Annotated in this window: 23 protein-coding genes; 14 read left to right on the plus strand and 9 right to left on the minus strand. The window is 72.2% G+C overall.

The window, feature by feature from the left end; genetic code table 11:
* From ribH to ACZ43H_RS06780, 4 genes are all read left to right on the plus strand, one after another.
* Positions 1-489: a 6,7-dimethyl-8-ribityllumazine synthase gene (gene ribH, locus ACZ43H_RS06765; protein WP_464588792.1), complete on the plus strand. Its 489-nt coding sequence runs from the start codon at positions 1-3 to the stop codon at positions 487-489.
* A 168-nt stretch (positions 490-657) separates the two neighbouring features.
* The gene (locus tag ACZ43H_RS06770; protein ID WP_464588793.1) at positions 658-921 is read left to right on the plus strand and encodes a phosphoribosyl-ATP diphosphatase; all 264 of its coding nucleotides are present in this window, start codon (positions 658-660) and stop codon (positions 919-921) included.
* A gap of 8 nt (positions 922-929) precedes the next feature.
* Complete coding sequence (gene hisG, locus ACZ43H_RS06775) at positions 930-1784, plus strand: ATP phosphoribosyltransferase (protein WP_464588795.1); 855 nt, start codon at positions 930-932, stop codon at positions 1782-1784.
* The gene (locus tag ACZ43H_RS06780) at positions 1768-2220 is read left to right on the plus strand and encodes a PH domain-containing protein (RefSeq protein WP_464588797.1); all 453 of its coding nucleotides are present in this window, start codon (positions 1768-1770) and stop codon (positions 2218-2220) included. The genes hisG and ACZ43H_RS06780 overlap by 17 nt, the downstream gene beginning before the upstream one ends.
* 70 nt (positions 2221-2290) lie before the next feature.
* On the opposite strand, the gene ACZ43H_RS06785 is transcribed toward ACZ43H_RS06780, so the two are convergent.
* Genes ACZ43H_RS06785 through ACZ43H_RS06825 form a run of 9 tightly spaced genes read right to left on the minus strand, consistent with a single transcriptional unit; the run spans position 2291 to position 10388 of the window.
* A complete protein-coding gene (locus ACZ43H_RS06785; RefSeq protein WP_464588799.1) occupies positions 2291-3214 on the minus strand; it encodes an aldose 1-epimerase family protein in 924 nt (307 codons plus the stop codon).
* 16 nt (positions 3215-3230) lie between these two features.
* Entirely contained in the window at positions 3231-3794 is a 564-nt protein-coding gene (locus ACZ43H_RS06790; protein ID WP_464588801.1) for a uridine kinase family protein, read from the minus strand.
* A gap of 8 nt (positions 3795-3802) precedes the next feature.
* Positions 3803-5020 carry an amino acid deaminase/aldolase gene (locus tag ACZ43H_RS06795; protein ID WP_464588803.1) on the minus strand — a complete coding sequence of 406 codons (1218 nt, stop codon included), beginning with the start codon at positions 5018-5020 and terminating at the stop codon, positions 3803-3805.
* Positions 5020-5463, minus strand: a complete 444-nt coding sequence (locus tag ACZ43H_RS06800; protein ID WP_464588804.1) for a hypothetical protein — start codon at positions 5461-5463, stop codon at positions 5020-5022. Before ACZ43H_RS06800 ends, ACZ43H_RS06795 begins: the two co-directional genes overlap by 1 nt.
* A 40-nt stretch (positions 5464-5503) precedes the next feature.
* On the minus strand, positions 5504-6670 hold the full coding sequence (locus ACZ43H_RS06805; RefSeq protein WP_464588806.1) for an LLM class flavin-dependent oxidoreductase: 1167 nt from the start codon (positions 6668-6670) through the stop codon (positions 5504-5506).
* Between the two features lies 1 nt (position 6671).
* Entirely contained in the window at positions 6672-7697 is a 1026-nt protein-coding gene (locus ACZ43H_RS06810) for an ABC transporter substrate-binding protein (RefSeq protein WP_464588807.1), read from the minus strand.
* On the minus strand, positions 7694-8758 hold the full coding sequence (locus tag ACZ43H_RS06815) for an ABC transporter substrate-binding protein (protein WP_464588809.1): 1065 nt from the start codon (positions 8756-8758) through the stop codon (positions 7694-7696). Before ACZ43H_RS06815 ends, ACZ43H_RS06810 begins: the two co-directional genes overlap by 4 nt.
* Positions 8755-9585, minus strand: coding sequence for an ABC transporter ATP-binding protein (locus tag ACZ43H_RS06820; RefSeq protein ID WP_464588810.1), 831 nt, complete (start codon positions 9583-9585; stop codon positions 8755-8757). The genes ACZ43H_RS06815 and ACZ43H_RS06820 overlap by 4 nt, the downstream gene beginning before the upstream one ends.
* Positions 9573-10388: an ABC transporter permease gene (locus tag ACZ43H_RS06825; protein WP_464588812.1), complete on the minus strand. Its 816-nt coding sequence runs from the start codon at positions 10386-10388 to the stop codon at positions 9573-9575. The genes ACZ43H_RS06820 and ACZ43H_RS06825 overlap by 13 nt, the downstream gene beginning before the upstream one ends.
* A gap of 136 nt (positions 10389-10524) precedes the next feature.
* Here ACZ43H_RS06825 and ACZ43H_RS06830 point away from each other — a divergent pair, with 136 nt between their 5' ends.
* The 10 genes from ACZ43H_RS06830 (at position 10525) to pheT (ending at position 20749) form a co-directional block, all read left to right on the plus strand.
* Positions 10525-11052: an SseB family protein gene (locus ACZ43H_RS06830; RefSeq protein WP_464588814.1), complete on the plus strand. Its 528-nt coding sequence runs from the start codon at positions 10525-10527 to the stop codon at positions 11050-11052.
* A 283-nt stretch (positions 11053-11335) separates the two neighbouring features.
* Entirely contained in the window at positions 11336-12058 is a 723-nt protein-coding gene (gene infC / locus ACZ43H_RS06835; protein ID WP_464588815.1) for a translation initiation factor IF-3, read from the plus strand.
* A gap of 83 nt (positions 12059-12141) precedes the next feature.
* Positions 12142-12336, plus strand: a complete 195-nt coding sequence (rpmI, locus tag ACZ43H_RS06840) for a 50S ribosomal protein L35 (RefSeq protein ID WP_464588817.1) — start codon at positions 12142-12144, stop codon at positions 12334-12336.
* 73 nt (positions 12337-12409) lie between these two features.
* Positions 12410-12796 (plus strand): 50S ribosomal protein L20, encoded by a 387-nt coding sequence (rplT, locus tag ACZ43H_RS06845; RefSeq protein ID WP_180933407.1) that lies wholly within the window; start codon positions 12410-12412, stop codon positions 12794-12796.
* Between the two features lie 2 nt (positions 12797-12798).
* Positions 12799-13587 (plus strand): TrmH family RNA methyltransferase, encoded by a 789-nt coding sequence (locus tag ACZ43H_RS06850; RefSeq protein ID WP_464590753.1) that lies wholly within the window; start codon positions 12799-12801, stop codon positions 13585-13587.
* Between the two features lie 34 nt (positions 13588-13621).
* Positions 13622-14707, plus strand: a complete 1086-nt coding sequence (locus ACZ43H_RS06855) for a DNA polymerase III subunit beta family protein (RefSeq protein WP_464588818.1) — start codon at positions 13622-13624, stop codon at positions 14705-14707.
* 65 nt (positions 14708-14772) lie between these two features.
* Positions 14773-15972 carry an MFS transporter gene (locus tag ACZ43H_RS06860; protein WP_464588820.1) on the plus strand — a complete coding sequence of 400 codons (1200 nt, stop codon included), beginning with the start codon at positions 14773-14775 and terminating at the stop codon, positions 15970-15972.
* Positions 15973-15981: 9 nt separating this feature from the next.
* Entirely contained in the window at positions 15982-17028 is a 1047-nt protein-coding gene (locus tag ACZ43H_RS06865) for a sensor histidine kinase (protein ID WP_464588822.1), read from the plus strand.
* Between the two features lie 131 nt (positions 17029-17159).
* Positions 17160-18263, plus strand: a complete 1104-nt coding sequence (pheS, locus tag ACZ43H_RS06870) for a phenylalanine--tRNA ligase subunit alpha (protein ID WP_464588824.1) — start codon at positions 17160-17162, stop codon at positions 18261-18263.
* A 2-nt stretch (positions 18264-18265) separates the two neighbouring features.
* On the plus strand, positions 18266-20749 hold the full coding sequence (gene pheT / locus ACZ43H_RS06875; protein ID WP_464588826.1) for a phenylalanine--tRNA ligase subunit beta: 2484 nt from the start codon (positions 18266-18268) through the stop codon (positions 20747-20749).
* The last annotated feature ends 196 nt before the right edge of the window (positions 20750-20945 follow it).

Raw genomic sequence — 20945 nt, forward strand, 5'->3', positions numbered from 1 at the left:
ATGAGCGGAGCCGGAGCCCCCGACCAGAAGCCGGTGGACTGCCACGACCTGCGGGTGGCGGTGGTCGCCGCCAGCTGGCACCAGCAGGTGATGGACGGCCTGCTCGCGGGAGCGATGCGCGCCTGTGAGGACTACCGGGTCGAGGCGCCCTCCGTGGTGCGCGTCCCGGGCACCTTCGAGCTGCCCGTCGTCGCGGCGGCGCTGGCCGCCCAGGGGTACGACGCCGTGGTCGCCCTCGGCGTCGTGGTCCGGGGCGGCACCCCCCACTTCGACTACGTCTGCAACGCCGCGACCGACGGGCTGACCCGGGTCGCCCTGGACCACCAGACCGCCGTCGGCTTCGGGATGCTCACCTGCGACGACGACCAGCAGGCACTCGACCGGGCCGGGCTGGAGGGCTCGAAGGAGGACAAGGGCTACGAGGCCACGTCCGCCGCCCTGCTCACCGCCCAGACCCTGCGCACCATCAAGCGCGGCTACGAGTCCTGACGCCGACCTGTCGCTGCTTCACGGCGTACGACGTCGACCTGTCGCAGCTTCACGGCGTACGACGCCGACCTGTCGCGCTTTCACCCGGGTGTGGGCCAGGTAACGACGGGTCGGCGCCGCTGGACGTGGGGGAGCGACGGGTCGGCGGACACCGTAGGCTGGTCGACCGTGAAGACGTTCGACGAGCTCTGGGTGGAGCTCTCCGAGAAGGCCCGCGAGCGACCCGAGGGGTCCGGCACCGTCAAGGAGCTCGACGCCGGGGTGCATGCCATCGGCAAGAAGCTGGTCGAAGAGGCCGCCGAGTCCTGGATGGCGGCCGAGCACGAGGGCAAGGAGCGCACGGCCGAGGAGATCAGCCAGCTGCTCTACCACGCCCAGGTGCTCATGCTCGCCAGCGGCATCTCCCTGCACGACGTCTACACCCACCTCTGAGGACTTCCATGAGTGCACCCCTGCTGAGGGTCGCGGTCCCCAACAAGGGCTCGCTGTCCCAGTCCGCGTCCGAGATCCTGCGTGAGTCCGGCTACCGCCAGCGACACGACTCCAAGGAGCTCACGCTCATCGACGCCGAGAACGGCGTCGAGTTCTTCTACCTGCGCCCGCGCGACATCGCGCTGTACGTCGGCGAGGGCACCCTCGACGTCGGCATCACCGGCCGCGACCTGCTCCGCGACTCCGGCGCCAAGGCCGACGAGGTCCTCGAGCTGGGCTTTGGTCGCAGCCGCTTCCACTTCGCCGGCCCCGCCGGCAAGTACTCCGACCTCGGCCAGCTCGCCGGCACCCGCATCGCCACGTCGTACGTCGGCGTGGTGCGAGCGTTCCTCGAGGAGCGCGGCATCGACGCGACCGTGACCCGCCTCGACGGTGCGGTCGAGACCAGCATCCAGCTGGGCGTCGCCGACGTGATCGCCGACGTCGTCGAGACGGGCAGCACGCTGCGCCAGGCGGGGCTGGAGACGTTCGGCGAGGTCATCCTCGACTCGCAGGCAGTGCTGATCACCCGCACCGGCTCCGTCCCGGCAGGGTTCGAGGTCTTCCAGCGCCGGCTCGAGGGCGTGCTGGTGGCCCGCAGCTACGTGATGATGGACTACGACATCAGGAGCGAGCACGTCGCCGCGGCGGTCGCGCTCACCCCGGGCATCGAGAGCCCGACCGTCTCCCCGCTGCACCGCGAGGGCTGGGTGGCGGTCCGCGCCATGGTCCCGCGCGACGGCGCGCAGCGCCTGATGGACGAGCTCTTCGACCTCGGGGCGCGCGGCATCCTGCTCACCGACATCCATGCCTGCCGACTCTGACGTGCCGGGCCAGGTGACCCTGCCGCACACGTGGCGGCCCTTCGGTGCCCGAGTTGCCGGGGTGGCCTTCGGTGGCGCCCTGCTCGTGGTGTGCGCGTTCGCGTGGTTCTCCTTCGACGCGGAGACGCGCGCGAAGTTCACGATGTTCCAGCGCGGGACGCTGGTCTTCCTCGGGCTGCTGGCGTTCTCCGCTTGGTTCGCGCTGGTCCGCTCCCGTGTCGTGGCCGAGGAGGACCGCCTCGTCGTGGTCAACGGCTACCGCCGCCGGGAGTACGCCTGGGCCGAGATCGTGGCGGTCCACCTGCCCCCGGGAGCGCCCTGGGTGACCCTCGACCTCAGTGACGGCACCACCGCCACGGCGCTGGGCATCCAGGGCTCCGACGGTGCCCGCGCCCGCACGGCGGTCCGCCAGCTGCGGGCGCTCGTCGACCGCTGACGCGGCCCGCTGACGCGCCCGCGGCCCGTGGCCCGTGGCCCGTGGCCCGCTGCGCGGGCGGGGCCACGCGTCAGTCCAGCGCCCGCACGCCCCACGACGCCGAGTGCTCGTCGCCCGCCTCGCCGGCGGGTGCCAGCGTCACGAGGTCGGTGCCCGAGCGGAACGCGTCGGCCGGGGCGGTCATCGGCTCGATGGCGAGCGAGCGTCGCGCCGTGCCCGGCACCTCGTCGGCGCTGAAGACCTGCAGCCAGCGGTGCCGCTCGTCGACCCAGACGGCCACGCCGTGCCCGCTGGAGGGGTCGCGCAGCACGGCCGTCGCGACCCCTTGCTCGTCGCGCTCGAGGTCGGTGAACGCGTCGTCGAAGGGGGTCTCGCGCACCGGTCGTGCCATCCGGAAGTCGTAGGCCGTGCCCTCGACCTCCTCGCGGCCCACCGGCAGCAACCGGTCGTCGACCAGCACCCGGCTCGCGGCAGGCAGCGTCAGCTCGAGCCCGTCGATCCGACCCTGGCCGACCACGAGATAGGGGTGGGCCCCGCTGGCGAACGGAGCGGGCGAGGCCGCCATGTTCGTGGCGGTCTGGGTGACGGTGAGCCCGTCGGCCGACAGGTCGTAGAGGACGTGCAGGTCCAGCGTCCATGGGTAGCCGGTCTGGGCCATCAGCCGGTAGACCAACGACACCGAGTGCGTCGTGTGCTCCTCCAGGCTCCACGCCACCCAGCGCACGAGGCCGTGCGAGGCGTTGCCCAGCCGCGGCTCGGTCAGGGGCAGCTGCAGGTCGCGATCGCCGAAGCCGTACGCCCCGTCCCGGATCCGGTTGGGCCAGGGCATCAGCAGCTGGCCGCGCCCGCCCGGCGCCATCTCGTCCTCGGCGAACCCGTCGAGGAGCGGGCGTCCGGCGTGCTCGAGGAGGCGCAGCGCGCCACCGCTCTCCGTGACGACGGCGCGGTAGCCGCCACCGGTGATCTCGAACTGGTCGCCACTGGGAGGGAGCATGCACCCAACCCTAGGGTCATCGGACCTGTGGCGGCTCCACCCCGGTCCCGTCGACGAGCAGGTCGGCGCGCTCCTCGGTCCGTTCGAGCGCGTGGTGCACGGCCTCGTCGGTCATCCACTGCCGCCACCGGCCCTCGAGCGCGACGCCGTCCCGCTCGAGCCCACGACGCAGCCGCAGACCGGCCGGCGCGTGCACCCACACGAGCAGCGTGACCAGGTCGGCGTGCGGCCGGGAACCGCAGCCCACGCCCTCCAGCACGACCAGGGGGGCCGGGTGGACCGTGACCGTCTCCACGTAGTGCCCGGCGTGCCAGTCGTAGCGCCGGTAGCTGCCCGGCCGGCCGGCGGCCAGGGGCAGGAGCAGTCCGGCGAGCTGGTCGGTGAGCCGGGGGAGGCCGTCCCACCCGTCGTACAGGTCGTCCATGTGCACCACGGGCGTGCCCGGGCGCCGCGAGGCGACCGCCGCCGCGAGCGTGGTCTTGCCCGACCCGGCGGGACCGTCGATGCAGACCAGCCTGGCGCCGCCCAGCGTCGGGGGACGCGACTCGGCGACCTCGAGCAGCAGCCCGGCGGTGTCCACGGCGGGGCTCAGAAGGCCAGGCCGAGGCCGCGGTAGGTCGGGACGGCGTCGACGAACGAGTCGCCGCTCAGCAGGTGGACGGCGTTCGCGTGCTCGAACGGCTCCCCGGACTTGGCGTGCCGGAACCACACCAGGTCGCCGATCTCCAGCAGGGCGGCGCCGTGTCCGGTGAGCGGCGTCTGGACCTCGCCCGCGCCCTCGAGCCCGGTGAGCTCCAGCCCGGCCGGCGCCCACGGTGTGGGGAGCCGGTCCCCGCCCGCGGGGCCCGAGGCGACCAGCCCGCCGCCGTGCACGGTCACCACCTGCGGTGTGGGACGGCGGACGACGGGGACGCCGAAGTACGACGCCGGGCGCGGGTCGAAGGACCGGTAGTGGTCGAAGAGGGTGGGGACGAGCAGGCCCGACCCGGCGGCCACCTCGGTGACCACGGGGTCGTGGGCCGACTCCTCCACCGAGCCCGACCCGCCGGCGTTCCAGAACTCCAGCACGGCGACGTCGGCCAGTGCCTCGGCGATCTCCCGTCGCCGGGCCTCGAGCTGGTTCAGCGACAGCGACTTCATGCGTCGTACGACGACCGACCGGGCCCGCTGGGAGGGCACGTCGTCGGCCAGCCCGGCGACCTGGCCCTCGTAGGTCATCGCGCCGACCAGCCGGAAGCCGTCGCGGCTCGCGACCGTGCGGGCGAGGGCCACGACCGACGCGGTGTCGTGCAGCGGCGACCGCTTCGGGCCGACGTGCTGGCCGCCCATCCGCAGCCCCGCGTCGACGTCGATCGCCACGCGCACCGGCACCGCCCGGGACGCCCGGACGGAGTCGACGACGTCGAGGTGGGCGACGTCGTCGACCATCAGGGTGATGTGGGCGGCCGCGGAGGGCGAGGCGACGAGCTCGGCGAGCGCGCCGCGGTCCACCGTCGGGTAGGCGACCACCAGGTCGTCCGACACCTCGTGCTCGTGGAGCCAGAGCGCTTCCCGCAGGGTGTAGGACAGCACGCCGCTGAAGCCGTCGTGGTCGAGCGCCCGACCCAGCAGCGCCGGCACTCGCAGCGACTTCGAGGCGACCCGGACCGGCGTCCCGTGGGCGCGGCGCACGAGGTCCGCGGCGTTGGCGTCGAAGGCGTCGAGGTCCACCACCATCAGCGGGGTCGGCAGGGGAGTCCCGTGCCCGGCCATCGCCCGGTCGAGCCGCGACCAGAGCCGGTTGCGGTCGACGAAGGAGTGCGCCATCAAGAGATGCCGCGCTTGCGCAGGAGTGCCTCGATCTCCGCCATGTCGTCGTCGATGGCGGGGGCGCCGCGCTTGGCCGGCGGCAGCTCGGAGCCGCGCTTGCCGGGCTTCACGGGCTTGGCGGGCTTGGCGGGCTGACCGCCGAGCTCGCGGGCCCGGAGGATGCCGGAGACCACGAAGAGCGCCGCGGAGACCCCGGCGAGGGCGAAGCCGACCCACACGAACGGGTTGAGCACGAGGCTGGTGGCCCAGTCGGCGACCGCCTCGCCGATCCGGGTGAACATCCGCAGGGTCCGGGTCAGGTAGGCCGCCATCGGCAGCAGGGTGAACGCCGCCGCGCGCAGCCCCGAGGCCAGTCCGCGCCGGCGGAAGAAGAGCCAGGTCCAGATCCCCCCGAGCAGGGTCAGGGTGAGCGTGAGTGCCGCCCAGGTCACGTCGTCCACACCCCCAGCGTTGCACAACGTTGGGGGCGTGGACGGTGAGTCACGCCGACGCGACCACCGGGTGCGTCGCCAGGGTGCCGCCGAGCAGGCCGCGCCGGCGCAGGAGCGGCATCACGCCCTCGGCGAACCAGTACGCCTCCTCCACGTGCGGGTAGCCCGAGAGGATGAACTCGTCGATGCCGAGCCGGTGGTACTCCTCCAGCCGGTCGGCGACCTCCTCGTGGCTCCCCACCAGCGCCGTGCCGGCGCCGCCACGCACCAGACCGACCCCGGACCACAGGTTGGGAGCCACCTCCAGCTCGCGCGCCGAGGAGTACGACGAACGGCCGCCACGCAGCGACAGCATCCGCTGCTGGCCGGTGGACTCGCTGGCGCTCAACGCGCTCTGGGCCCGCGAGATGGTGGCCGGGTCGAGCCCGTCGAGGAGCCACTGCGCGTGCCGCCAGGCCTCGTCGCTGCTGTCGCGCGAGAGCGTGTGGATGCGCAGCCCGAACCGCAGGGTGCGTCCCTCGGCCGCGGCCAGGTCGCGCATCCAGTCGATCTTCTCCCGCACCAGCGCGGGCGGCTCGCCCCAGGTGAGGTACACGTCGGCGTGCTTCGCGGCCACCGGTCCGGCCGGGCCGGACGACCCGCCGAAGTAGATGTCGGGTGCGGAGATGTCGCCGCTGACCATCGCTCCGCGGACCGAGAAGTGCTCGCCGTCGTAGTCGAACGGCGCCTCGTTCCACGTCCCGCGGACGACGGACAGGAACTCCTCGGTGCGGGCGTACCGCACGTCCTTGGGAGCGGTGTCGCCGAAGCGCGCCTGCTCCTTCGGCTCCCCGCCGGTGACGACGTTCAGCATCAGCCGACCGTTCGAGATCCGCTGGTACGCCGCGGCCATCTGGGCGGCCAGCACCGGGTTGATCACACCCGGCCGGAACGCCACGAGGAACTTCAGTCGCGACGTCTCGCGCAGCAGCGCGGCGGTGGTCAGCCAGGCGTCCTCGCAGAACGTCCCGGTCGGGGTGAGGACGCCCTCGAACCCGAGCTGCTCGGCCGTCCGCGCCACCTGGGCGAGGTAGTCGATGCTGGGCTCACGGAACCCGTCGGCGCCGGTGAACGTCTCGCGCAGGTTGCGCACCTCGCCGGGTACGCCCTGCCCGGCGCCGACGAGGGAGCGGCTGTCTCCGGACGTGGGCAGGAACCAGTGGAGCTTCAGGCCCATGTCACTTCCCCGTCGTCTCGGAGTTGAAGTCGTCGGTGAAGAACGGCGCCACGTCGATCTTGCCGGGCAGCAGGCCGTTGTCGGTGAACGCGTCGGCCATGCCCTGCTCGGAGTCGATGACCTTCTGGTCGATCGGCACCAGAGCGACCTCGCGCTTCTTCGTCGCTGCCAGGGTGATGTCCTCGCTCAGACCGGTCTCCTCGGACCAGACCTTGGACCACTCCTCCTTGTGCGTCTGCGACCACACCTGCGCGCGGGCGATGCGGCCGACGTAGTCCTTCAGGGCGGCGGTGGTCGCCGGGTCGTCGAGCGCGGCCTGCGAAGCCACCTGGAAGACGTAGCCGTTGACCAGGCCGCTGCCGGTGGTGATCACGCGGGCGCCGGCCTCCTGCTCCGCCTGGGAGGTGAAGGGCTCCCAGATGGCCCAGGCGTCGAGGTGCCCCGAGGAGAACGCGGCGAGCGCGTCGGCGGGCTGGAGGTTCTGGACCTCGACGTCGTCGTAGCCCAGGCCCGCCTTGTCCAGCTGTGCGAGCAGGTTGTAGTTGGCCGAGCTGCCCTCGGCCACGGCGACCTTCTTCCCCTTCAGGTCGGCCACGCTCTTGATGGGGGAGTCCTTCGGCACGACGATCGCGTCACCGGTGCCGCCGTACGTCGCCCCCTGGACGACCTGGAACGTGCCCTTGGCGGCGGCCGCGAACAGCGGCGGGGTGTTGCCCACGCCCCCGATGTGGATCGACCCGGCGTTCAGGGCCTCGAGCAGCGGCGGCCCGGAGGTGAACTCCTGCCACTGGATCTTGTAGGGCACGTCGTCGAGCTGCCCGGCGGCCTGGAGCAGCGCCTTGGAGCCGCCCTTCTGGTCGCCGACGATGAGCGTGACCTGGTCGAGGTCGACCGAGCCGTCGTCGTTGACGGCGCCCTCGTTGCCGGTGGCCGAGCCGCCGCAACCCGCGAGGACCGACAGCCCGAGGAGGGCCGCCGCCGCGGCGAGGATCGTGCGGTGGGTGCGCTTCGTGCGGTGGGCGCTCATGCTGCCCCTCCGTTCTTCTCGGCCTGCTCGGCGATGTAGTCGTTGAACTCGTCGGTGAAGTAGTCGGACACGTTGACCGACCCCGGCAGCAGGTCGTTCGCGGTGAACGCGTCGGCCATCTCCTGCTCGGAGTCGATGACGTCCTGGTCGATCGGTACGACGCTCACCGGGCGCTGCTTCGCGGCCGCGAGGGTGACCTCGGGAGAGAGACCGGTCTGCTCGGCCCACACCTTCGACCACTCGTCCTGGTGCTGCCCGGCCCAGAGCTGTGCCTGCGTGATCCGGCCCAGGTAGTCCTGCAGCGCGGCCTTGGTCGCCTTGTCCTCGAGGGCGGCGTCGGAGGCCACCTGGAAGTTGAGGCCGTTGACGAGGTCGTTGCCGTCGGCCAGGACGCGGGCCCCCTCGTCGATGACGGCCTGCGATGTGAACGGGTCCCAGATCGCCCAGGCGTCGAGGTGCCCGGACGAGAAGGCGGCCAGTGCGTCGGCGGGCTGGAGGTTCGAGACGTTGATGTCGCCGTACTTCAGTCCGGCATCGTCCAGCTGGGCCAGCAGGTTGTAGTTCGCCGAGCTGCCCTCGGCGACGGCGACGTCCTTGCCCTTGAGGTCGGCCACGGTCTTGATGGGCGAGTCCTTCGGCACGAGGATCACGTCGCCCTTGCCGGTGTAGGTGACGGCCTGGACCATCTTGAAGGTGCCCTTGGCGGCTGCGGCGAAGATCGGCGGGGTGTTGCCGACCATCCCGACGTGGATGGAGCCGGCGTTGAGCGCCTCGAGGAGCGGCGGACCCGAGGTGAACTCCTGCCACTGGATCTTGTAGTCGGTGTCGTCGAGCCCGGCTGCCTTCAGCAGCGCCTGGGCGCTGGTGCCCTTCTGGTCGCCCACGATCAGGGTGACCTTCGACAGGTCGACCGAGCCGTCGCTCTTGACGGCGCCCTCGTTGCCGGTGGCGGAGCCACCGCAGCCCGCGAGGAGCAGGGCGCCGGCGACGACACCCGCCACGGCGGCCAGTGGGGCGCGCCTCCTTCCACGGTGCAGACGGTGCAGGCGTTGGGTGTTCATGCGGCTCCTTGCCGGTTCAGGGGGTTGCGGTTCGGGTTCGGCGGGGTCGGCTTGACGCCCAGCGCGTCGAGCAGCTGGGCGCGCGCCCCGGCGATCTCCGGCTGGGACGGTGCCCGGTCGGAGCGGGGGAGGGTGATCTGCCAGCTGTGCGCGAGCCGGCCCTCGTCCATCACCACGACGCGGTCGGCGAGGGCGAGTGCCTCGTCGACGTCGTGGGTGACGATGAGGACCGCCATCGAGTGGCGGCGCCACAGGTCGATCACGAGCTGGTGCATCTCGATGCGGGTCAGCGCGTCGAGGGCGCTGAACGGCTCGTCGAGGAGCAGCAGGGACGGGTTGCTGACGAGGGCGCGCGCCAGCGAGACGCGCTGGGCCTGCCCGCCGGAGAGCTCCTTCGGCCAGCTGTCGAGCTTCTCCGACAGGCCGACCTCGGCGAGCGTCTGGGCTGCCCGCTCGCCGCGCGAGCGGCGCTCCGGGGTGTTCAGGAGTGCCAGCTCCACGTTGTCGCGCACCCGGCGCCACGGCAGGAGGCGCGGCTCCTGGAACGCGACGGAGGTGCGGCCGGAGATGGTGACCTCGCCGGCGGGTACGGCGTCGAGTCGCGCCAGGCTGCGCAGGAGCGTGGACTTGCCGCAGCCGCTGCGACCGAGCAGGGCCACGAACTCGCCCGGGCGGATGTCGAGATCGATCGACTTCAGCACGTGGGTGTCGCCGAACGACCGGTTGTGCGCGGTCACCCGGGCGGCGTACGCGCCGGAGGTGCCGTCGGTGGTCGGGGTGCCGGGCTCCGTGGTGCCGGGCTTGCGGGTCGTGTTCAGCCGCGCCATGTGAGGGCCCTGCCTTCGAGGTATCGGACAACCGCGTCGGTCGCGAGACCGAGGAGGCTGTAGACGGCGAGACCGACGACGATGACGTCGGTCTGGAGGAAGTCGCGGGCGTGGTTGATCATGTAGCCGAGCCCGGAGTGGGCGCTGATGGTCTCCGCGACGATGAGCGAGAGCCACGCGATGCCGAGGCTCTGGCGCAGCCCGACGAGGGTCTGGGGGAGTGCTCCGGGGACGACCACGTGCCGGATCCGCTGGGACCAGGTGAGCCCCATGGCGCGGGCGGCCTCGACGGTCTTGCGGTCGATCCCGTGGATGCCGGCCAGCGTGTTGAGGTAGAGCGGGAACGCCACACCCATCGCGATCAGCGCGAGCTTCGGCGCCTCACCGATCCCCATCCAGATGATGAAGAGCGGGATCAGGCCGAAGTGCGGGAGGGTGCGCAGCATCTGCATCGGCGGGTCGATCGTGTGCTCGCCGAGCCCGCTCAGACCGGCGAGGACAGCCAGCACCAGTCCGATGACGGCGCCGACCAGGAAGCCGATCGCGACGCGCTGGACCGACACCAGGGTGGCCGCGCCGAGGGTGCCGTCGCGCACCAGGTCGGCGGCCGTCGCCGCGATCTGCTGCGGGGAGGCGATGGTCCGCGGGTCGATGACCCCGGCACTGCTGAGCAGCTGCCAGAGGGCGATCAGGACGATCGGTGAGACCCATCTGCGCAGGAACGAGAGGCGCGAGCCGCGGGGGCGCGACCGACGCCGGGTCGGGGTGGGGGCGGGTGGAGCCGCCACGGTTGTCGTCGACATGGTGGCTATGTCTACGGACTTAATAGACTTAAATCAAGCGGAACACTCGACTTTGGACCGGTGTCCTGGATCACGTCGCGGTGGCCGCCGCGGGTGGCCCACTCCGGCGCGATCCTGCGTCGGGGAGAATGGAGGAGTGATCGAGCCCCCTGGCGACGGAGAGCGCCGCCGGATCCCGGACTCCGGGTTCGCAGGCGACCACGGCCGTGTCTCCGAGGAGGTGTCGCGCGCGCTCACGGCGTACGCCGCCGACCCGCGCGCCGCGTGGACCGACGTGCTGGCAGCGCTCCAGCAGGCGAGGCTCCTGGTCCCGGTCGTCGCGGTCCTCGGCGAGGTCGAGTACGACGACGCCGGGCTCGCCCACGACAAGACCAGCGACATGGCGGCGGTGCTGCTCCAGGGGAACGACGGCCGACTCGCGCTGCTGGCGTTCACGGGCACCGAGTCGTTGACCGCCTGGAACCCCGAGGCGCGGCCGGTGCCGGTGACCACCCAGGTCGCGGCACAGTCGGCGGTGCAGGACGGCGCCGCTGCGCTCCTGGTCGACGTCGCGGGCCCGACCGCGCTCGTGATCGAGGGAGAGGACCTGCGGGGCCTGGCGGCCGGCTGGCGCCCGGTCCTGGTCGGGAGTCGCCCTGCCTGGATTCGGCCTGAGGCGGAATGATCCGCTAACATCCCGTGTTGACCGATCAGTTCTCCTGTCCGCCCTGTGCAGGTAGGGGAGCTGATCCAACAAGCGGAGATCAGGCACGACGTTCTCCCACCCGCATCGACCGCCTCACCTCCGGGTGTCCAGGTCGTCGGGTCCGGTCCCGAGAGCCAGGTTCGGCGCACCGCGCGGAGCAGGGCACCCGGTGATGCATTTCCCTGACGGGAGAGGTGTCGTGACTGGCTTCCGCTTGATGACAAGCGGAAGCCTTTGTTGATTTCCGGGCGGGTGCCCGGACGTGCAGAGACCTCCGGCCAGATTCCCATCAGGAGGACACATCAGCACCGAGCTTCGAATCAACGACCGGATCCGGGTTTCCGAGGTCCGTCTCGTTGGCCCCAGTGGCGAGACCGTCGGCATCGTTCCCACCGCCGACGCGCTGCGCCTTGCGCAGGAGGCCGACCTCGACCTGGTCGAGATCGCTCCCATGGCGCGTCCGCCGGTCTGCAAGCTCATGGACTACGGCAAGTTCAAGTACGAAAACGCCCAGAAGGCTCGTGAGGCGCGCCGGAACCAGACGAACGTCATCATCAAGGAGATGAAGCTTCGTCCGAAGATCGACGCGCACGACTACGAGACCAAGAAGGGTCACGTCGTGCGGTTCCTCCGCGCCGGTGACAAGGTCAAGATCACGATCATGTTCCGTGGCCGCGAGCAGCACCGTCCCGAGCTCGGTTTCCGGCTGCTGCAGCGCCTGGCCGAGGACGTCACCGACCTGGGCTTCGTCGAGTCCGCGCCCAAGCAGGACGGGCGCAACATGATCATGGTGCTCGGCCCGCACAAGAAGAAGGCCGACGCCAAGGTCGAGATGAAGGCCGCCAAGGAGAGCAAGGCCGCCGAGCGTGCCGCGCTCGAGGCCGACGAGAAGGCGGAGCGCGACGCGGCGCACGCCGCCGGTCCGGTGGCGCAGAAGAAGGAGCGCGGACGCTCCGAGAACCTCGACCCCGAGATCGAGGCCTGATCCGGCGCCTGGCCGGGTCACCCACGCTGACGACATGATCGGCCGCCCCTGTGCGGCCTGACCACGAGATAGAGAGCAGAGAGATGCCGAAGAACAAGACGCACTCCGGTGCTGGCAAGCGGTTCCGGGTCACGGGCTCGGGCAAGATCCTTCGCGAGAAGGCCGGCAAGCGCCACAACCTCGAGAAGAAGCCCTCGAAGGTGACGCGTCGGATGACGGGCACCACCGAGCTCGCCAAGTCCGACGTCTCGCGCGCCAAGAAGATGCTGGGTCTCTGACCCAGCTCGTCCTGAACCACCGCCGGTCCGTCGCGACCAGCGCACCCCGAACCAAGCAACAAGGAGTAACAACGTGGCACGCGTCAAGCGGGCAGTGAACGCCCAGAAGAAGCGCCGGGTCGTCCTCGAGCGCGCCAGCGGTTACCGCGGACAGCGTTCGCGCCTCTACCGCAAGGCGAAGGAGCAGGTCACCCACTCGCTGGTCTACAGCTACAACGACCGGCGCAAGAACAAGGGCAACTTCCGCAAGCTGTGGATCCAGCGCATCAACGCGGCCGCGCGTGCGCAGGGCATGACCTACAACCGCTTCATCCAGGGCCTGAACCTGGCCGGCGTCGAGGTCGACCGCAAGATCCTCGCCGACCTGGCCGTCAACGACATCGCCGCGTTCAACGCGCTCGTCGAGACCGCCAAGGCCGCCCTCCCCGAGGACGTCAACGCGCCCAAGGTCTCTGCTTGATCGTGGCTCCCCTGACCTCGGGCAACACCAGGGTCAAGGAGGCGCGCAAGCTCAGCCGCCGCTCGGTTCGCGCCGAGCGGCGGCTTTTCCTTGCCGACGGTCCCAAGGCCGTCGAGGGTGCCCTGACGGTCCCCGGTTGCGTCGTCGAGGTCTTCGCGACGCCGACCGCCACCGAGCAGTACGCCGAGCTGGCGGCCGCCGCGCCCGCCTGGACGCTCGTGGACGACAAGGCGCTCGCCTCGCTCAGCGACAGCGTGTCGCCCGCCGGCGTCGTCGGCGTGTGCCGTTTCGTGGACCGACCCCTCGGGCACGTGCTGGACCGCGGCCCCCGGCTCGTCGCGATCTGCGCCGACGTCCGCGACCCCGGCAATGCCGGCACCGTCGTGCGCTGCGCTGACGCGGCCGGCGCCGACGCGGTGGTCTTCGCCGGTCAGTCGGTCGACGCCTACAACCCCAAGACCGTGCGGGCCAGCGTCGGCAGCCTGTTCCACCTGCCGTTGGCCGTGGAGCCGGACCCGGCCGAGGCCGTGCGGGTCGCCCGGTCGGCCGGCCTGACGGTGCTGGCTGCCGACGGGTCGGGCGAGGTCGATCTGGACGAGTCCGACGAGCTGCTCGCCGCTCCGACCGCCTGGCTGTTCGGCAACGAGGCCTGGGGGTTGCCCGACGAGCTCGCCGCGCTCGCCGACCACCGGGTCCGCATCCCGATCCACGGCCGGGCGGAGAGCCTGAACCTGTCCACCGCGGCCGCGCTGTGCCTCTACGCCTCCGCGCGCCAGCAGCGTCGGGCTTGACCTTCAGGTCACCTGAAGCCGGACCGTGGTGCGCGTGTTCTCACCACCACTGCTCACGATCGGCGCCTTCGCGCGCGCCGTCGGACTGACTCCCAGCGCCTTGCGGCACTACGACGAGTGCGGGCTGCTCGTGCCGGCCGAGGTCGACCACACGACCGGCTACCGCTACTACACGCCCGACCTCGCGCAGCGAGCCCGTCTGATCGTTGCCATGCGCGGGGCCGGTGTGCCCATCGAGTCGATGCGCACGGTGCTCGACGGGACTCCGGCCCACGCCCGTGCAGTCCTCGGGGCCTTCATCGACGAGCGGGCCGCCGGCCTGGCGCAGGCAGAGGCCTCGCTGCGCGAGGTGCAGGCGGCCATCGAGGCGGGTTCCGGGCCCGCGCGGCCGGCGACGGTGTCCCTGGAGGGGCCGGTCCTCGCCGCGGCCCTGCGCCAGGTGCGCCCCGCGGCTGACAGCGACCCCATGTCGCCACTGAGCGGCGTCCTGGTCGACCTCGCCGAGGGCTCGGTCGACGTGGTCGCCACGAACCGGTACTGGATGGCGGTCCGCACCCTGGCCGTCCCGGAGTCCACCGGCGAGGGCGGACGCGTGGTCGTGGCGCTCCCGGACCTGGTCGCCCTGGTCGCCCTGCTGGACAGCTCCGGCGTGGTGACGCTGGAGGTGCTCGGCAACACGCTGACGGTGCGCACGGACGCTGCGGGACCGCACGTGGTCCGGGGGCGCGCGGGTGCCTACCCCGCGCACCGGATCGTCCTCGAGGGGTTGGAGCCGGCGATGACCCGGGGCGTCGTGTCGGCCATGGACCTGCGTGACAGCATCGACCGGGTGGGGCGCGCCGAGGTCGCCCTGGCGTTGACGGCCGGCGGGGCCGGCGTCGGCGTGCCGGAGGGCGAGGCTCATGTGGGCGGGGCGGTGCCCGGACATCGTGTCGACGGCGTGGTCGACGGTCACGAGGTCACCGTCGTCCTCGGGGCCACGCTGGCCCGGCGTGCGCTCTCCTCCTGCCTCGGGGACGAGGTGGTCGTCGAGGTGTCGGCGCCGGAGCGCCCGGTGGTGCTGCGCTCGCCGTACCAGGCCGGCTTCCTGGCAGTCGTCATGCCGATCCGACCGGCCTGATGGTGCGGCTCTCCACGCGAACGGTGCAGCGTCACCCGTTCGCGGTGTGGCTGTGTGCTGCCACGGTGTCGACGCTGGGGGACTCGATCACCTTCTTCGCCCTCGGCTGGGTGGCGGCCGGCTTCGGTGGCGACGCAGCCTCCCTGGTGCTGACGGTCGAGGGGGTGCCGCTGTGCCTGCTGATCCTGGTCGGCGGCCAGCTGGCCGACCGGCACGGCACCCGTCGCGTCATGCTCGGCTGCGACGCGGCGATGCTGCTGGTGATGACCGTCTTCGGCTGCGTGTCGCTGGCCGGCGTGCCGTTCTGGTCGCTGGTGGCGCTGGGGCTGCTGTCGGGGACCGTCGCGGCGCTGCGCCGCCCTGCCGAGGGGGTGTTCCCGCGGCTGTTCGCGTCGACCGAGGAGCTGGGCAGGCTGATGGCCACGACCGGCACCAGCCTGGAGCTCGCGCGGCTCGCTGGGCCGGCGCTGGGCGGAGTCCTGGTGGCGGTGGGCGGGTTGGCGACGACCTCGCTCCTGGACGCCTCGACCTACGGCGTCGTCCTGCTCGCCCTCCTGGCGGTTCGGCCGCCGTACGAGAACGAGCACACGTCCGCCGGCGCCACGCCCTCGCGAGGGTGGCGCGGCGTGGCCGACGGCGCTCGGGCGGCCGCACGCACGCCGGGCATCCCCGCGATGCTGCTCACCGTGGTGGGGCTGGCCGCCAGTGTGCTCCCGCTGGTGATGCTGTGCGTTCCGTTGGCGGGTCGGGACCGTGGCTGGACCGCCGGCCAGACCGGCGCCGTGTCGGCCGCCTGGCTGGTCGGTGGGCTCGTGGTCACGCTCGTCGTCGCCCGCCGGGGAGTCCTGCCCCGCCGCTTCGCGGTGGCCGGGCTGGTCGTCGCCGCGGCCGGCGTGGCCGTGTTCGCGGTGGCCGGCAACCTCGTGGTCGCGCTGGTGGCCCAGGCTCTGGTCGGCGTCGGGACGTCACTGCTCACGACGTCCCTGCTCCCTGCGTTCGTGGCCTCGACCCCGCCGGGCATGCTGGCGAGGTTCCAGTCGCTCCTGGGGTTGGCGCAGACCGGCCCCGTGCTCCTGGCGACGCCGGTGCTGGGACTGGTCGCCGAGCGTGCCGGAGTCGAGGCCGCCCTGACTGTTGTCGCGGTCCTGCTCGCGCTGACCGTCGTCCCGACCGCGAGGCTGTCCGCCCTGACGGTCGTGGGGGAGCGGGCCGGGCAGGAGAGCGTCGACCGTCGGGTCGGCGCGGAGCCCTCGCCCACGGCCTAAGGTGAGCGCGTGACCTCCACGGACCTCGACGCGCTGCCCGACGGCGCCGTGATCGCGGACGGCGCCGGGACGGTGACGGGCGTCAACCGGGCGGCCGGGCTGCTGCTCGGCGTCCGCCCCGAGGAAGCGGTGGGCAGGCCACTCGGCGAGGTCCTCGCGCTGCGGGACCAGGAGGGCCGCGACTGGTTCTCCACCAACTGCCCCTATCGCGGGCTGCGCACGCGCACCGCGGTGCCGGAGCAGCCCTGGCTGGTCCCCGACGGCAGCGAGGTCCTCGTGGTGGCCCGGATCCACCGCCCCTCCCTCGACGCGCCGGTGGACCGGGTGGCCGTCAGCATCCGTTCCGGTCGCGGACGCGCCCGGCTCGACCGGGAGCGGTCCGACCTGGTGGCGACCGTCGCGCACGAGCTGCGCTCGCCCCTCACGGGCGTCAAGGGATTCGTGCAGGCGCTCCTGAACCGCTGGGACAAGCTCAGCGACGAGCAGAAGAAGCTGATGCTGACCACGGTCGCCTCGGACTCCGACCGGCTCAGCCGGCTGATCGCCGAGCTGCTCGACGTGGCCCGCATCGACACCGGACGGCTCCAGCTCTACCCCCGGCCCTCGGACGCAGCGGTCCTGGTCACCCGCGTGGTCGAGTCGGTCCGCGCCAGCACCAGCAGGCCGATCGAGCTGGAGATCGCCGGTGAGCTGCCCGAGATCAGCGTGGACCCGGACAAGTTCACGCAGGTGGTGACCAACGTGGTGGAGAACGGCGTCCGGCACGGTGACGGCACCGTGCGCGTCGCGCTCGAGGCAGTCGGCACGGAGGACGCGGACGGCAGTCGCGGCGTACGCCTCGTCGTCGACGACGAGGGCAGCGGGATCCCGCCCGAGATGCGTCGCCGGGTGTTCACGAAGTTCTGGAAGGACAGCGTCCGCGGCGGTTCCGGGCTGGGTCTCTACATCGTGAACGGACTGGTCCGTGCGCACGGCGGGACGGTCGTCATCGACGACGCGCCCGGCGGTGGTGCCCGGATCGCGCTCACCTGGCCGAGCGAGGACCGGCGACCCTAGCCACGCCGCTGCCGGGACCGGCGGGCAGAACCCGGTCGCGACCCGCTGCCCGGCCTTCCTAGACTTGGCGGGCACCCGCGACCGGCAGCCGCCGGACGCGGCCCCAGAAGTCGAAGCCCCGAAAGGCAGTCATGTCGGGACCGAACACCGATTACGACCCCGTGGAGGTCACCCCGTTGAAGCCCGAGGAGGTCGAGGCCGCCCGGGACGCCGCGCTGGCTGCCATCGCCGCGGCCGCGGACCTCGAGTCGCTGAAGCGGGCGCGTCTCGAGCACGCCGGTGACCGCTCACCGCTGGCCCTCGCCAACCGGGAGATCGGTGCCCTGCCGCCGCAGGCGCGCAAGGAGGCGGGGCAGCGCATCGGTCAGGCTCGCGGAGCGGTCAACAAGGCCCTTGCCGAGCGGCAGGCGGTGCTCGAGGTCGAGCACGAGGAGCGGATGCTCGTCGAGGAGACGGTGGACGTCACCCTCCCGAGCGACCGGTCGCCCGCCGGCGCCCGGCACCCGATCACGACCGGCTCCGAGCGGATCGCCGACGTGTTCGTCGCGATGGGCTGGGAGGTCGCCGAGGGCCCGGTCATCGAGGCCGAGTGGCTCAACTTCGACGCCCTCAACCTCGGCGCCGACCACCCGGCCCGCACCATGCAGGACACCTTCTGGACCGACCCCCAGGACCAGGGCGTCGTGCTGCGGACCCACACCTCGCCGGTCCAGGCCCGGACCATGCTCACGCGCAAGCCCCCGATCTACATCGTCTGCCCCGGGCGCGTCTTCCGCACCGACGAGTACGACGCCACGCACAGCCCGATGTTCCACCAGGTCGAGGGGCTCGTCGTCGACGAGGGCATCACCATGGCGCACCTGAAGGGCACTCTCGACCACTTCGCCGAGGCGATGTTCGGTGAGGGCATCACCACCCGCTTCCGCCCGTCGTACTTCCCCTTCACCGAGCCGAGCGCCGAGGTCGACCTCGTGTGCTTCGTGTGCCGTGGCGCCGCCGGCGTCGTCGAGACCTGCCGCACCTGCCGTGGCGAGGGTTGGATCGAGTGGGGTGGCTGCGGCATGGTCAACCCGCGCGTGCTCCGGGCCTGCGGCGTGGACCCCGAGCGCTTCACCGGCTTCGCGTTCGGCATGGGCATCGACCGCACCCTGATGTTCCGCCACGCCATCGAGGACCTGCGCGGATTCTTCGAGGGCGACGTCCGCTTCACCACCGCTTTCGGAACGGAAATCTGAGCATGCGTGCCCCCCTGTCCTGGATCCGTGACCACGTCGAGCTGCCCGAGGACCTCACGGCCGAGCAGCTCGCGCACGAGCTGACCGCGCTGGGCCTCAAGCTCGAGGCGCTCGAGCGGCCCGGCCACGACATCACCGGCCCCCTGGTCGTCGGCCGCGTGCTCACGATGGAGCCCGAGCCGCAGAAGAACGGCAAGACCATCAACTGGTGCACCGTCGACGTGGGCGACGCCAACGGCACGGGCGAGCCGCAGGGCATCGTGTGCGGTGCCCACAACTTCGCGCCCGGTGACCTGGTGGTCGTCGTGCTCCCGGGCGCCGTGCTGCCGGGCGACTTCGAGATCTCCGCACGCAAGACCTACGGCCACCTGTCGGCCGGCATGATCTGCTCGGCCCGCGAGCTGGGCCTCGGCGACGACCACGACGGCATCATCGTGCTGCCCGCCGACGCCGGGAAGCCCGGTGACGACGTCTTCGAGCTGCTGCACCTGCGTGACGAGGTGATCGAGTTCGAGATCAACCCCGACCGGGCCTACGCGCTCTCGCTGCGCGGCATCGCCCGCGAGGCGGCCCTCGCCCTGTCGATCCCGTTCACCGACCCCGCGTCGCGCACGGTCCCGGAGGCGAACGACGACGGCTACCCCGTGGTCGTCGACGACGCCGGGGGTTGCCCGGTCTTCGTGACGCGCACGGTGACCGGGTTCGACCCGGCCGCGCCCACGCCCACCTGGATGGCGCGCCGCCTGTTCCTGGCGGGCATGCGTCCGATCTCGCTCGCCGTGGACGTCACCAACTACGTGATGCTCGAGCTCGGCCAGCCGATCCACGGGTACGACGGCGACAAGCTCGCCGGCCCGATCCGCGTCCGGCGCGCCACGGAGGGGGAGCGGCTGCGCACCCTCGACGGTGTCGACCGCGTGCTGTCGACCGAGGACCTGCTGATCACCGACGACTCCGGTCCGATCGGCCTGGCCGGCGTGATGGGCGGCGAGACCACCGAGCTCTCCGCGACCACCACCCACGTCGTGATCGAGGCCGCGCACTTCGACCCGGTCTCGGTCTTCCGCACGCAGAAGCGTCACAAGCTGCCCTCCGAGGCATCCAAGCGCTTCGAGCGGGGCGTCGACCCCGAGCTCCCGCCGTACGCCGCCGACCGCGTGGCCGAGTTGCTGACGACGTACGGCGGCGGCACCGTCGAGCCCGGGGTGACCCATGTGGGCCGCGCACCCGCCCGCCCCGCCATCGAGATCGACGTCGACCTCCCGGCGCGCGTCACCGGCATGGCGATCGAGCCCGACACGACCATCGGGAACCTGCGTGCCGTGGGCTGCCAGGTGGACGTCGACGGTGACCGGCTCACCGCCACCCCGCCGTCCTGGCGCCCGGACCTGAACGACCCCTACGACCTCGTCGAGGAGGTCGCGCGCATCGTGGGCTACGACCAGGTGCCGTCGGTGCTGCCGACGGCCTCCTCCGGGCGGGGCCTGAGCCGCGAGCAGCGGCTGCGTCGCCGGGTCGGTCGGACGCTGGCCGGCGCGGGCTGCGTCGAGGTGCTGAGCTTCCCGTTCATCGGGGACGCGGCGTTCGACGCGCTCGGGCTGCCCGCCGACGACCCGCTGCGACACACCGTGCGCCTCGCGAACCCGCTCTCCAGCGAGGAGCCGGGCTACACCACCACGTTGCTGCCGGGGCTGTTGAAGGCTGCGGCCCGCAACGTGGGCCGCGGAGCCCCCGGGGTGTCCCTCTTCGAGACCGGCACGGTCGCCTTCCCCGTCGATCGCGGCGCTGCGCCGATCTACGGGGTCGAGGCGCGGCCCACCGACGACGAGATCGCCAGGCTGGTCGAGGCCTTGCCGGAGCAGCCGCTGCACCTCGCCGTGGTCCTCGCCGGCGAGCGCGAGCGGGCCGGCTGGTGGGGCGCAGGTCGCGAGGCCGGCTGGTCCGACGCGATCGAGCTGGTGCGCCGGCTCGCCGGCGAGCTCGGCGTCGACATCGCCGTGGACGCGGCCACGCGGATGCCCTGGCACCCCGGGCGGTGCGCGCGCGTCTCGGTGGGCGGCCAGGAGCTCGGGCACGCCGGTGAGCTGCACCCGCGGGTCTGCCAGGCCTTCGGCCTGCCCCCGCGCACGGCCGCCGTCGAGATCGACCTCGACCTGCTGATGCGCCACGCGCGCGACGTCGTCGCGGGCCCGGTGCTCTCGTCCTATCCCGTCGCCAAGGAGGACGTGGCCCTGGTCGTCGGCGAGACCGTCACCGCGGCATCCGTCGAGGCGGCGCTGCGCGAGGGTGCCGGCGAGCTGCTCGAGACGATCCGGCTGTTCGACGTCTACACGGGCGACCAGGTCGGTGCGGGGCACAAGTCGCTCGCCTTCGCGCTGCGGTTCCGCGCCCCTGACCGGACGCTCACCGAGCACGAGACGGCCGCTGCCCGCGATGCTGCGGTGGCGCTGGCCGCCGAGCGCACCGGCGCGGTCCAGCGGGCCTGATCCGGGTCGTGGAGCGGGGCCGGGTGGCACCCGGCAAAGACCTCCTGACGCATTGCCGACGTCCCGGGGGAAGTCCTGAGTCGCGGATCGCGCGTGGTGCTCGCCCGGTTTCGTGAGGGCGACGTCGAGGCCGTCCACGCGTTCGTCTCGGACCCGGTGGTGTGTCGCTTCACGGGCACACCACGATCCGGCGCGC

It is taken from the genome of Nocardioides sp. DN36, assembly GCF_055380375.1.